At 51.4% G+C, this 12,754-nt stretch carries 13 protein-coding genes and 2 pseudogenes; 10 read left to right on the forward strand and 5 right to left on the reverse strand.

The annotated features are described in order from the left end of the window. A pseudogene (locus BLU64_RS13900) lies at positions 1-384 on the forward strand (integrase core domain-containing protein); the annotation flags it as partial. Positions 385-408: 24 nt separating this feature from the next. Here the strand turns inward: BLU64_RS13900 and BLU64_RS17665 are convergent. Next, positions 409-629, reverse strand: a pseudogene (locus BLU64_RS17665) (regulator). A gap of 135 nt (positions 630-764) precedes the next feature. Between BLU64_RS17665 and BLU64_RS13910 the strand changes: the two are divergent. The 8 genes from BLU64_RS13910 (at position 765) to BLU64_RS13945 (ending at position 8,456) form a co-directional block, all read left to right on the forward strand. Then, positions 765-1,346: a phage repressor protein CI gene (locus tag BLU64_RS13910; protein ID WP_026742070.1), complete on the forward strand. Its 582-nt coding sequence runs from the start codon at positions 765-767 to the stop codon at positions 1,344-1,346. A 13-nt stretch (positions 1,347-1,359) separates the two neighbouring features. Next, positions 1,360-1,926: a PH domain-containing protein gene (locus BLU64_RS13915; RefSeq protein ID WP_026742069.1), complete on the forward strand. Its 567-nt coding sequence runs from the start codon at positions 1,360-1,362 to the stop codon at positions 1,924-1,926. A gap of 235 nt (positions 1,927-2,161) precedes the next feature. Next, entirely contained in the window at positions 2,162-2,359 is a 198-nt protein-coding gene (locus tag BLU64_RS13920) for a bacteriocin immunity protein (RefSeq protein WP_051625456.1), read from the forward strand. Positions 2,360-3,140: 781 nt separating this feature from the next. After that, complete coding sequence (locus BLU64_RS13925) at positions 3,141-3,698, forward strand: Csu type fimbrial protein (RefSeq protein ID WP_074729097.1); 558 nt, start codon at positions 3,141-3,143, stop codon at positions 3,696-3,698. Between the two features lie 72 nt (positions 3,699-3,770). Beyond that, positions 3,771-4,280 carry a Csu type fimbrial protein gene (locus BLU64_RS13930; RefSeq protein ID WP_036152579.1) on the forward strand — a complete coding sequence of 170 codons (510 nt, stop codon included), beginning with the start codon at positions 3,771-3,773 and terminating at the stop codon, positions 4,278-4,280. Positions 4,281-4,294: 14 nt separating this feature from the next. Continuing rightward, complete coding sequence (locus BLU64_RS13935; RefSeq protein ID WP_074729099.1) at positions 4,295-5,083, forward strand: fimbrial biogenesis chaperone; 789 nt, start codon at positions 4,295-4,297, stop codon at positions 5,081-5,083. A gap of 12 nt (positions 5,084-5,095) precedes the next feature. Beyond that, positions 5,096-7,504, forward strand: coding sequence for a fimbria/pilus outer membrane usher protein (locus BLU64_RS13940; RefSeq protein WP_081825687.1), 2,409 nt, complete (start codon positions 5,096-5,098; stop codon positions 7,502-7,504). Position 7,505: 1 nt separating this feature from the next. Beyond that, positions 7,506-8,456 (forward strand): Csu type fimbrial protein, encoded by a 951-nt coding sequence (locus BLU64_RS13945; RefSeq protein ID WP_074729101.1) that lies wholly within the window; start codon positions 7,506-7,508, stop codon positions 8,454-8,456. Between the two features lie 42 nt (positions 8,457-8,498). Here the strand turns inward: BLU64_RS13945 and copM are convergent, their stop codons facing one another. The 4 genes from copM to rlmG all read right to left on the reverse strand — a co-directional run bounded on the left by copM (position 8,499) and on the right by rlmG (position 11,311). Continuing rightward, positions 8,499-8,861 (reverse strand): CopM family metallochaperone, encoded by a 363-nt coding sequence (gene copM / locus BLU64_RS13950; protein ID WP_026742064.1) that lies wholly within the window; start codon positions 8,859-8,861, stop codon positions 8,499-8,501. 193 nt (positions 8,862-9,054) lie between these two features. Next, complete coding sequence (gene spy, locus BLU64_RS13955; protein ID WP_074729103.1) at positions 9,055-9,546, reverse strand: ATP-independent periplasmic protein-refolding chaperone Spy; 492 nt, start codon at positions 9,544-9,546, stop codon at positions 9,055-9,057. Between the two features lie 233 nt (positions 9,547-9,779). Then, complete coding sequence (locus BLU64_RS13960; RefSeq protein ID WP_026742062.1) at positions 9,780-10,076, reverse strand: hypothetical protein; 297 nt, start codon at positions 10,074-10,076, stop codon at positions 9,780-9,782. 92 nt (positions 10,077-10,168) lie between these two features. Next, positions 10,169-11,311, reverse strand: coding sequence for a 23S rRNA (guanine(1835)-N(2))-methyltransferase RlmG (gene rlmG, locus BLU64_RS13965; protein ID WP_074729105.1), 1,143 nt, complete (start codon positions 11,309-11,311; stop codon positions 10,169-10,171). Between the two features lie 385 nt (positions 11,312-11,696). Here rlmG and BLU64_RS13970 point away from each other — a divergent pair, with 385 nt between their 5' ends. Continuing rightward, positions 11,697-12,650 carry a TerC family protein gene (locus BLU64_RS13970; RefSeq protein WP_026742060.1) on the forward strand — a complete coding sequence of 318 codons (954 nt, stop codon included), beginning with the start codon at positions 11,697-11,699 and terminating at the stop codon, positions 12,648-12,650. Positions 12,651-12,754: the final 104 nt, after the last annotated feature.

The following is a 12,754-nucleotide window of genomic DNA, read 5'->3' on the forward strand; positions in this document are numbered from 1 at the left end:
AATATACCGGCTCATCGTGTTGTGCGTATTCTGGAACGATTAAGCGCAGAACGAGGCTACCCGGCTTTTATACGAAGTGACAATGGGCCAGAACTCACTGCCGTTGCTTTAGCCGAATGGGCAGAATGACATGGTGTGAAACTCGATTTTATTCAGCCAGGCAGGCCGATGCAGAATGGATTTATTGAGCGATTTAACAAAACGCTACGAACAGAAATACTCGATAGGTATCTGTTCAGAACACTGTCAGAAGTCCGCGTGCTAACAGAAGACTGGCGCACAGAATATAACGAAGAACGCCCGCATAGCTCACTGGGTGATATGCCACCCGTTATCTATGCGAGGCAAACATTGGCCGGAGATCCTCACTGGCGGTGGTACTAAAAAACGGAGGGACTACAGGATTATTTACGCATTAAGCGAAATGCTGCATTCGCTTAATGACATCACAGTAAGAGCGGCCATGTTCACTTCTACCAAGCCTTTCTTCTGTTTACCCTTCGGTTGATGAGCAATTTTCCATACTCAATCAGGTTTCAAGCGGTTTCTTTGTTGATTCCAGTGCGGCGGCAGTACTCATCTAACGGCAGGTACGGCTCAGGGAAGATAATTGTAATGTTAGGACACATAAGGCAAACTCTCGTTCAGCACCCACACGGCAACGTGGGGCAATAATTGGTACATCACGAAAACAGGAGAAAGGCCATTTTGTATTTTACTGATTTTCAATAAATTAATTTGTTAATTCGATATTGGGATTCGTGATGCAAAAAACCACCTTTGGCCTTAGCTTGGAAAGTGGCCCCATTCTAGACAGGGTGATCACTGCGTATGGCTTTACCTCAAAGATGATGCTTGTTGAGCATCTTGGCACGGCAGCCAGTAGCCTTTCAGGCCGTTACAAACGCGGTGGATTTCCTGCAGATAGAGTGGTGAGGTGTATGGCGGAGACAGGTGCAAGCCTTGAATGGCGTGTAACCGGAAAGGGTGAAAAGCTCGACCAAACAGAATCAAATCTTCTTGAGATACCACGGCAAAAAATTGTCGACGGCCAGCTTTATGAGGCGGGTGTTTACATGTTTGATAAAGCCTCTTTTTTACGCGGTAACCTGCTGCCGACCAAACCCGCTTGCGTAATTGAAGGCGATTCTCAATACATCATTGAGCAGCACTTCCCGGAAATTTATGACGATACCTGGCTGGTAAAGATCGAAGGTAAAGCAAGTATCCGCATATTGACGCGTATACCTGTTAAAAAAGTACGCGTCAGCGGCGTTGGGGTTTCTTTCAATTGCTTAATCGAAGATATAAACATTCTTGGCAGAGTTGCATTAACCATAAAATAATCAAGGAATGAAAATGATTGACTACAAAACAGCATCAAAAGAACAGCTGAAAGCAGAAATGAAACGACTGAGCTCTGTCGTATCGGATGTGCCGTTCGCTACCAAGAAAGAGTTTTTCCATCTTCCTGAAATACTAAGCGAAGGTGAAACACCTTTAGCGGTAGCAACTGGAATAATGGATGGCAACACATGGTTAATTACGCTGACAAATAAGCGTGTCATATTTTTAGATAAAGGCATGCTCTATGGGGTTAAGCAGATCGATGTCAACCTAAGTAATATCGTCAGTGTGGGAGGAAAGACAGGAATACTTCTAGGTGAAATTCTCATTTCTACTAGCGGCCAGAATTACACTATAAAAAACGTAATGAAAGCATCTGTTATCCCTTTTACAAACTTGATAAACGAAACCCGTAATAACCAAAGAGAACCATCACAAAAGCCGCAGCAGCCTACTGAATCATCGATTTCTTTTGATGAAAAAATAGAAAAAATCAAAAAATTGGCTGCAATGAAAGAAGACGGAATTTTGACTGACGAAGAATTTCAAATACAAAAACAGCGTATTCTGAACGATTAAATGCGTGTTGTCGCTGAGAATCCCGAGCTAATAGAGCAATTCGTGCCAGCTAACAAGGCCCTGATCGCAAAAGGGCGATCTCTCTATGCAATACCTTCAGAGCAGTTAGGGAAAAGAGCTGTATGTAGGTTCTTCATATTGAACGTATCGTTAACGGAGGGGCTGTTTACGACATGGATAAAATATTTATCGTTACGCAAAAACTGCCTGGCATGATTCATTCCAAGAGGGGAATATGACAACCATATATCAAAACTTGAATGACTATACGCAGGATGATTTCCTTCAATTCGTTAAGGATATTGTGGGGGCGAATTCATCAACTAAAGATGAACATTATGCTTGGGTTCGTCACTTCGAACTGCGTGATCCGGACTTTACCCCACCAATGCACACAACACCTCACCACGACGTTGCCGTAAAGAGAGCGTGAGAATAAGAACGTGGCGCGCAACCCTATGCCCTCCGAGTTAAATAAACATCTTCATAATAACAAGGGAAAGTTTCCGGCATAACGGAGAAAAAAACGGGCATAGACCTTGCGATACATTGAGGCCAATTATTAATTCGTCACCTCTCTCATCTTATTTAATTAAGGTATCTTTTGACACCGTTTCATTATTAACTGACTGATATATCGCAAGCCATCATGAATTAAATAATGGAGGGAACAGGATAATGTATCCTATAGTCATCCAGACGCATCAACGTCACATTATCTAAGCATATTGATTAATGAACTATCTTAACTATTTCCACCTCAATACTTTATAAAATAACATTCCCCCACCCTATGCAGAGCAGGAAAGCCGCCAGCCCGCGCATAACAAGAAACAATCGGAGGAAGTTGTAGCGCTAATTTCACACCTAAATCCAGTTTTTTCAACCAGAAAAAACCAGAAAACCAGCATCTAAAATCAAAAAAATAGACTTATACGATACATTAAAATTAATCATCTTCTAAATTTGGCTTAGGAGCCAAAGCCCCTATAATTTAAGTCAATATATCTAAATAAAACAGGAGAAGTGGGTAAATTCATTCAGCCAATAATGAATCCATGGTTATTAATAATCTGCCATTTAATTGATTAACGTCCATCATCGCTTGCCATTATTAATAACAAGCGCTGTAAATTTCAATTACCCTACCTATATATGTCTCTTTGTCATAAGGATACATATAAAGAAGTGGTCACCTATGACTGAGGAATAATATGAAAACAGTACGTTCTCTTGCTCTTTCCCTACTGAGCACTGCGCTGACTTTGTCTGTTGTTGGCGCAGCTCATGCGGCTACGGGGTCATTGACCGGTGAGATCGGCGTTCAGCTGACCATTGGTGAAGGTTGTACGGTTTCCAACAATAATTCGTCCAGCGGAACGAACGAATGGGGAACCTTGAACTTTGGTGAATACGCCGACTTGACCAGCGCCGTCAACGGTACCGTTATTGGGAAAGATGGCAGTAGCACCGTGTCCATCACCTGCAGTAATGGCCTGTCCCCTTCCCTGGCTTTAGATGGCGGCCTGTATGGTACTTCCTCGGTACGTAATCTGTCATCCAACGGGGGCAGCACCGTCATTCCTTACCACCTGTACTCCGACAGCGGCCGTAGCTCCGAAATCGCGATTAACGGCTCTCTGTCCCTGAATGCCGACGGCAGCGCGCAAAGCATCCCGATTTATGGCCGTATTTCTCCTTCGGATCAATCGACTACCGCGCCCGCATCCGGTACCTATACAGATACAGTGACCGCGACACTGTCTTGGTAACACCTGTAACCAGGGAGAGACGCATTGAGATTCATTGTTGTAGCAAGTTTGGGAAAGCGTTTATGGCAGTGGATGCCACTTCTCACCAGCCTGTTCGTTTCTCCCTGTACCCCGGCCAGCAGCGTCAGCAAACAGTTTACGGTAGCGGCGGTCATTGATAGCGGTTGCGTCTTCGGTAACAGCGCCACAACTTCGACCACCAGTTTAGGCACCTTGAACTTCGGCGAAAGGGCCGTTTTGGATAGCAATATTGACGTTACCAGCACCAGCGGCGGCGGCTCCATTGTCGTAACTTGCACACCTGGGCTCGCCATCAGTATCGCGATGGACTACGGGGTTAATGGCGGAAACAGTTCGTCACGCTACATGGTAGGTAGCAACAGCAGCGACACCATTGCCTATCAGCTCTATCAAGATGCCGGACGCAGCGTCGTCTGGGGAACCGGCTCCCTGGCCTATGGTGTTTCCTCCTTTCCCAGCGGTACGCAAAGTTATCCGGTCTATGGCCGTCTGTTTTCATCCACGAACCAACCTGCGGCGGGCACATATACGGACACGGTGACTGTGACACTTACCTATTGAAAAAATTGAATAAAATGGAAAAAATACTTACAAAATGGCATGTGGCGCTCCTTGCAGTTTTACTCGGTTTATTCACCGCTTCCGCACTCGCAGCCAGCTCCGTACTGGTCTGGCCGATTTATCAGGTTATCGAGTCGGATGAAAAGGGATCCGCCCTCTGGCTGGAAAACCGCGGTTCATCTGCGGTGACGCTACAGATCCGCGTTCTGGCCTGGCAACAACAGGACAGCAAAGATCGCTACGCGAATCAGACCGATGCTATCGCCAGCCCACCGTTCGCCACCGTGCAGCCTAATCAACGTCAGATGATCCGGCTCATGAAAACGATCGCCGTCGCGCCGCAGACCGAACGCACCTATCGCATCGTGATTGATGAAATCCCGACGCTCAACACCGCCGGTAAAACCCAGTCGGGGCTGAAGCTGCAGATGCGCTATTTGTTGCCGTTATTCATGACCGGCGACGGAGTCAAACTTAAACAGCCTAAAAATAAACATCCCGACGACTCGATGTTAACTCACCCTTTACTCAGCTGGCGCCTCATCCACAAAGGCGAACACACTGAGCTTGCGATCAAAAATAGCGGCATCGTCCATGCGCGGCTGAGTAATACCTTCTTTGGCGATAAGCCACGCGTGACCAAATCGTCGATTTCGCTGGCTCAGGGCTTTTTCACTTATGTGCTGCCGGGCCAGGAGGTTCGCTGGCCGCTGCCTGCCAATAAACGCCCCGCGATGAATAGCCATCTCTACGCTCAATTAGCCGATAACCACCAGCCAACGCTCATCAGCCCCGCGCCTTAATGAGGGAAGAGAATGCTTATTTTATGCCATGGATATCGGCTGCGGCGCCATATTGAGGTCATATCCTTCTTCATTTTAGCCTATGGTGCTCCGGCGATGGCGGCGCAAGAATATGGCGATTTGCCCAAACCGCCCCAGACTGCGCCCGCGGTCGAGAACACTACGTATTACCTGACGTTGATTGTGAACGGTGTATCGGACCGTCAGGTGGTTCCGGTGCAGTACATTCGCGGACATTTCTCTGTGGAGTCCGGCGTTTTGGCGAAAAACCACATACATACCGGAACGCAACGTTCCGGCTGGGTCGACGTTAACGCGCTTCCCGAGGTGAAGGTTTATTATGACGCCGGCAACCAGTCGCTGAATCTCACCGTCCCACTAGAGTGGCTGCCAGAGCAGTTGGCCAATAGTGGGGAAATGATTGAGGAGACGAAAGCGCAAAGCACGCCCGGCCTGGCGTTCAACTACGATGCGTATTACTTCAAGGGCTATCAGTCCTCGCAAAGCGTGACCACCTGGCTGGAACAGCGGCTGTTTAACGATTACGCCCTCATTTCCAACACGGGGACCTATTCTCACTATTTCGGCCACACTCAAACCGACGGCGGCAACAAAGGATATCTGCGCTACGACACCTTTTGGCGCTACAACGATATCGACGGTATGCATACCTTTCAGGCAGGGGATTTCATCAGCAACTCCCTGACCTGGAGCAATTCAGTGCGTATGGGAGGAGTGCGGTTTAGCCGCGATTTCGCAGTGCGCCCGGATATCGTCACTTACCCGTTGATTCAGTACGCCGGGGCGAATCCGTTGCCGAGTACGGTGGATCTGTTTATTAATGGCTACAAGGCCAGCAGTACCTCGCTGAATTCCGGGCCTTTTACGCTGACCAACGTCCCGTATATCAATGGCGCGGGCGAAGCGACGGTCATCACTACCGATGCGCTGGGACGACAGGTTTCCACCAGCGTCCCCTTTTACGTCTCCAATACCTTGTTACGTAAAGGGCTGGATGACTTCGATGTGTCCCTCGGGATTTTGCGCCGCAACTATGGCGTGAAAGATGCGGATTACGGTCAGTCGGCGGCCAGCGGCATTTATCGTCGCGGCCTGACTGACTGGCTGACGTTGTCTAGCCATCTGGAAACCTCGGAAAATCTGCTACTCGGCGGCGTTGGCGGCGATCTCGCCATCGGTCATTGGGGCACGTTGAGCAGCGCCTACAGCCATAGTCAAGACAATGGTCAGGGCGAGCAGTTCGTCGTTGGCTACTCCTATTATGCAAATACGGTGGGGATTGCGGCTCAACACGCCGAGCGCAGCGTCAACTACCAGGATTTAAGTGTGGCCTCCAGCGGTGGACATCTCAGCAAACAGTCCGATCAGATGACGTTCAGTACAACGCCTTTTGGGCTTGGCAACGGCACGCTAGGGTTAGGCTATTTCGATATTCGTGCGCATGACGACACCCGAACCCGTCTGGCTAACCTCTCCTACAGTTGGTCCATTTGGGACAAAGCCAGCATGTATTTCTCATTGAATAAAAACATCGGGGGTCACGGCTACGGCGCACTCCTGCAAATGATCGTTCCGCTGGACAACGGTATCTCAGCTACCGCCAGCGTTCAGAAAAACTCGATGGACGAATATACCGAACGCGTGTCGATGACGCGCACTACGCCGACAGAAGGCGGAGTGGGCTGGAACGTCGCCTACTCGGGCGGCGACAGCCACGATCAGCAGGCCAGCCTCACCTGGAAAACACAACGGGCGACCTATCAGGCGGGCCTGTACGGCGCAACCTCGGCTTACAACTACTGGGGCGATCTCAGCGGTTCTGTGTTGTATATGGACAACACGTTTTTCGCAGCCAACAGAATTAACGACGCCTTTATCGTCGTCAGCACCGACGGCTACCCCGATGTTCCGGTCAAATATGAAAACCAGCAGGTAGGCACGACCAGTAATACCGGTCATATCCTGGTTCCCTGGGTCAGCGCCTATTATCCGGCCCGAGTCGAAATCAACACGCTAGAACTGCCTTTGGGCATTGATGCCCCTGAGACCGAACGACGCGTGGCCGTTAAGGAAGGCAGCGGCGCGCTGGTCAGATTTAGCGTCCGACAGGTCCATTCGGTCAACCTTAATCTGGTGGACGATAAGAAAGCGGCGTTACCGGTGGGTTCTTACGTCACGGATATCGTCAGCGGACAAACCGCCATCGTCGGCTATGACGGTCAGGTATTCATGGAACAGGTCAAGCCGCACCTCAAACTGCGCGTTCAGCGTTCAGACAGCGGTACCTGTGTATTGAATATCGATTTGCCGGATAACAAACCCGGCATCGTTATTCTGGGAGAGAAAGTGTGTACAGCTACGGAAATGAGGGCGGCTACCGCGCCCTCGAGGGATAAATAACATGACTATGTTTCGGTTACTTATGATGCTGCTTTTAGGGACGTCGGGACTGTCCACCGCCTATGCGGGCTGCAGCTCGTCATCCAGCAGCTCGTCATTCGGCTCCATCAGTTCATTTACGCTCGCCAGCACCGCGCAGACGGTGGAATCCGGTAGCGGGTTTTCCTGCTCCGGCAGCCTGCTCTCGCTGATCAGCACCAACACCGTGACCGCCACTATTTCGTCGACCAGCAACGCCTCTGGCTCCACGCCGCAGATGTATAACGCCAGTACCGGCGAGTACATCCCCTACACTATTTGCCAAGACTCCGGATGCAGCGCCACCTACCCGATAGGGAATACCATCAAATGGAGCAGCACCACGCTGCTCGGGTTGCTGGGGCTGTTCAACTCTAGCGACGGGACGTTGCCCATCTATCTGAGGACGTCGACTGGCGCCAATGTGGCCGCCGGTACCTATACCGATAACATCACACTGTCCTGGTACTACAAAATTTGCTTTGTCGGAGTGCTGGGCATCTGCGCCTATACCACAGGGACGGACACATCGGTCGTCCCGGTCTCCATGGTCGTCACCAACGACTGCTATATCGACAGCGCGCCGGACGTTAACTTCGGCACCCAGGCGCTTCCCAGCAGTTTTTCCACCATCAACAATGCGCTTAGCGTACGGTGTACGCGCAACGCCACCTACACCGTCGGCCTCTCCAGCATTAACGCCGGCAGTGGTAATTGGCGCCAGATGAACGCGCTCATCAACGGCTCCACCTACTCATTGCAATATCAGTTCTACCGATCGGACGGCACCGAATGGACCAGCGAGAATAATTACGGAGCGACGGGATCGGGGGATTCGCAAAACATCAGCTACACCGCGAAAATCAACCCGAATCAGAGCAATGTACCGGCGGGCGCGTACAGCGACACAGTTACCGTGACGGTGACCTATTAGCCAGGCAAAGACAGACGGACCCTGTCCGCCTGGCCTCATCAACTATTGGCCGGGGTGCTGCTCCAACCATTTTTGCATCTGTTCAATTTCCGGCTGTTGCGCCTTGATGATGTCTTCCGCCAATTTACGCAGCTCGGGATCTTTGCCGAATCGCAGCTGTGTTTTCGCCATCGCGATCGCGCCTTGATGGTGTGCGATCATGCCTTGCGCAAAGGCGGCATCCGGGTTCTGGGTCGACATGCTTTTCATCATATCGCGATGCATGTTTTCCATATCTTGCTGATAAGCCTGCTCAAAACCCGTTGAATCCGTGGAGTTGTGGTTACCGTCGTGCATGCTTTCAGCCGCCAACGCACTTAACGGAGCCAGAAGAAAACCCACTAACAGCCAGTGACGATGTTTCATGATCTAGGACCTCATCATAGTAGGAGAAAGAAAAACGTATCCCCTGTCTTCGGGGGAAAGGTCAAGGCGCACCGGGCGAAAATGTCGTCGGCAGCGCGAAAAAAACGCCGTCTCGCGGATCAAGCGTAAGACGACAGGCAAAAAAAACCGCCGAGTGACGAAAAAGTCACTCCGGCGGTTGACGAGCCGATGATTACTGTTCGGCTTTAGGCGCGTCATCAGGCTTAGGCGCGTGTTCGCCTTTAGCCAGACGTTTTTCAAAGTTCGCGTTGAACTGTTTTTTCTGTTCCGGCGTCAGCACGTTATAAATCTTGTTCTGCGTTTCGAGATGCTTCAGCGTACGCGCTTTGCTGGCCTCTTCCATCTTATCTACCACGCTTTCTGCTTTGGCCGCATCGAAGCTGTCAGCAGCGATGACGTCGTGCATTGCGGTGCGGTCTTCCGGCGCCGGGCGAGGCGCATCCTTACGGGCGCTCTCCATGATCTCGTGAATTTTCTGCTTTTGATCTGCGGTCAGGTTCAGGCCTTTGAACATCATGCCATGTTCCATTCCCTTATCCGGGCCGTGATGCTTCATCATGTGCTCGCCATGCGGCTTCGCCGGTTTAGTCTCTTGTGCGTTAGCAAAGCCAGCCGCGCCAAAAGCCAGTGCGGAAGCAATCACGATAGCGGTTAATTTAGACATAGACTCCCCTCATATATGGTTTACCAGCATTAACGCTGTTCATCATTCGTTGTCAGGGATGAGTATAGGTCACAGAACTTAAGGTAATGAGAGCAAGGGTAAAACTTTGAAAGGAGAATCGGCGAGAAAACCGCCATTTGTGGGCAAAGCGATAAAATTACGTAAGAAAAAATGAAGATTAACAGAATGATGCAAGGATAAAGGAGAGTGCCTGACGCCTCTCCTGTTCCCGGTCAGGGCAAAGACTGGCAGAACGCCTCGGCGTCTTTGGCCAGCGCATCGATATGGGTACGGATCACATTGACCTTCTGTAGCAGAGGATTGCGCTCCGGCGACGCGCTAACCGAATTCATCCGCGCCACCAGCGTTTCTATCTGCTCTCTCAGTTCCGCTTCCTGCTCCTGGGCCAGCGTCAATTGCGCATTGAGCTGTTGAACGTGCTCGCGCCAATGCTGCTGCTGTTGCTGCACGCTGGACTCCAGCGCCTGCAGCGCGCTGTCCAGTCGCGCTTCCCACTCATCAATACACATAGAGATTCCTTTGCCTGAATATCCCGCGAATTATAATGACAGTCTCTCTTGACCACAAATCGCCCATTCAGGCTCAGGCATCGTTTACCGGGCTAGCGACGTTTGGCTGCGTTTTTCATGGCGCGCAACACAACGAATTTCGGATTGCTCGCGATAGTTTCGCAATTCCCAAACAGGCGCTTGAGCTTCTGGAAATAGTTCAGGTGGCGATTGCCGATAATCCGCAGTTCCCCACCAACACTGAGACAACGCTTCGCATCCATGAACATCTGCCAGGCGATATCGCCCGAGATCGCCTGCTGCTGATGAAACGGCGGATTGCACAGCACGGCCTGAAGACTCCCGTCGGCGATACCGGACAGCGAATTATTAACCGCAAACCCGCAACGTTCGAGATCCTGCGGTCGGTTTAACTCCACATTTTTACGGCTGGAGGCCACCGCCATATAAGATTCATCCAGGAAGCTGATGGTGGCCTGCGGATTAAGATCAAGGGCGGTCAGACCCACCACGCCGTTGCCGCAACCCAGATCGACGATATTGCCTTCCAGCGCCTGCGGTAAATGCTGCATGAACAGTCGCGCGCCGATATCCAGACCGCCGCGCGCGAAGACGTTGGCGTGATTGGCTATCTGGAAACCGTGTTCGGGCACCGGCCATTCCGTTAGCGGCAAGGGCGAGCCGGCTTCCCGACCATCGGGCTGGCAATAAATCAAGCGCGCCTTCTTCCAGGCCAGAGAGGTCCGGGTCGGACCCAGGATCTGTTCGAACAACGCAAGCGTCGAGGTATGAATGTCGCGCGCCTTCGCCCCGGCGATGACGACCGTTTGTGGCGTCACCACTTTACTGAGCATTCGCAGTTGATGCTCCAGCAACGCCAACGTCTTTGGAACTTTGATGACCACCATCGCCGGAGCCGCAGGCAGTTCAGACAGGCTATCCAGCAAAGTTACCGCCTCGGCGTCAAAACCGTTCAGCGCCAGATTGTGCCGTGTCGCCAATTGGCTGAGATACGAATCGCTGATGCTGCAAGGCGATTGCGCCTGTAACCCACAGGCCAGCGCGCCGAACGCGTCGTTAAAAATCAGGCAGGGTCCGTCGCCCAACGGCATGTCCGCCAGTTCGCGCAACAGATATTCGTCGGCCGCTTCCCAGGCCTGCAGTGCGGTCTCGTGAGCCGAGAGGGGATAGCGCACCAGCGTCAAGGTGCTCGTTTCCAAATCGAGTTGGCTCATAGCCTCTCCTGTAAAAATGCAAATTTGCGCTGTTTATCCCCTAAAAGAACGCGTCAGTAAATGCTTTTCTCATCATTGTGTTTCCCTTGTTCGAGTACAACCTGCGGCACCCTGACCGAGGTTCCCCGCACTGTGGGCGAAGTCGGTTTGACCGTGGTCAAAATTTCACCTACCTTTAATCACGCAAAGGGGAGTAACTTCTTCGCCGGTCAGTCGTCATTACAGTGCGCTTGCACTCGGTTACCGGGCAACCTTAATGCGTACGCACATTAAGTTGTAAGTGAGACCTTGCCGGAAGGCGAGGTTCATTTGTGATTAATGCGCACAAACGGCCCACGCCTTACGTCGTGGGCCGTTTTGTTTTCACATATTAAGGATATGAGCTATGGCTTCCATAGGCACACCGTGGTTGTGGGGCAGCTTCGCTGCCATTGTAGTGGTCATGCTGGCTATCGACCTTTTCTCTCAGGGGAAAAAAGGATCGGCGGTCATGACGTTCAAGCAGGCGGCCAGCTGGTCCATCGTGTGGGTCACTATGGCCGTGCTGTTCAACGCCGGTTTTTGGTGGTATCTCACCAGCACGATGGGCCGGGAGATCGCCGACGCGCAGGCGCTGGCCTTCTTTACCGGGTATCTGATTGAAAAAGCGCTGGCGGTCGACAACGTCTTCGTCTGGTTGATGCTGTTTAGTTACTTCGCCATCCCGGCGCAGTATCAGCGCCGTGTGCTGATTTTCGGTGTGCTGGGCGCCATCGTGTTGCGCACTATCATGGTGTTCGCAGGAAGTTGGCTGGTGACGCAGTTCCAGTGGCTGCTGTATATTTTCGGCGCATTTCTGCTGTTTACCGGCGTCAAAATGGCAATGGCGAAAGACGATGGCGCGGCGGTCGGCGACAAGCCGGTGGTGCGCTGGCTTCGCAAGCATCTGCGGATGACGGACGCCCTGCAAGGCGAGCGTTTCTTTACCCGCCAAAACGGCCTGCTTTATGCCACGCCGCTGTTCCTGGTGTTGATCATGGTGGAAATCAGCGACGTTATTTTCGCAGTGGACAGTATTCCCGCCATCTTCGCGGTAACGACCGATCCCTTTATCGTACTGACTTCCAACCTCTTCGCTATTCTCGGTCTCCGGGCCATGTACTTCCTGCTGTCCGGCGTGGCCGAAAAGTTCTCACTGCTGAAATATGGTCTGGCGGTGATCCTGATCTTCATCGGCGTCAAAATGATGCTGATCGACCTCGTCCATATCCCCGTTTCGCTGTCGCTCGGCATCGTGGCGGCAATACTGATGGTGACCATACTGATCAATATTTGGATCAATCGACGAGCTGCACGCTGACTTCCGTGACGTCATTTTTGCGACACTGAATAAAACGCCCGGTAAAATACCTGACCGGGCGTTCTCTTTTCCATGTTATTCCGATGGTTGTCTATACTGTGCCT

It is taken from the genome of Lonsdalea quercina (assembly GCF_900107885.1).
GTDB lineage: Bacteria > Pseudomonadota > Gammaproteobacteria > Enterobacterales > Enterobacteriaceae > Lonsdalea > Lonsdalea quercina.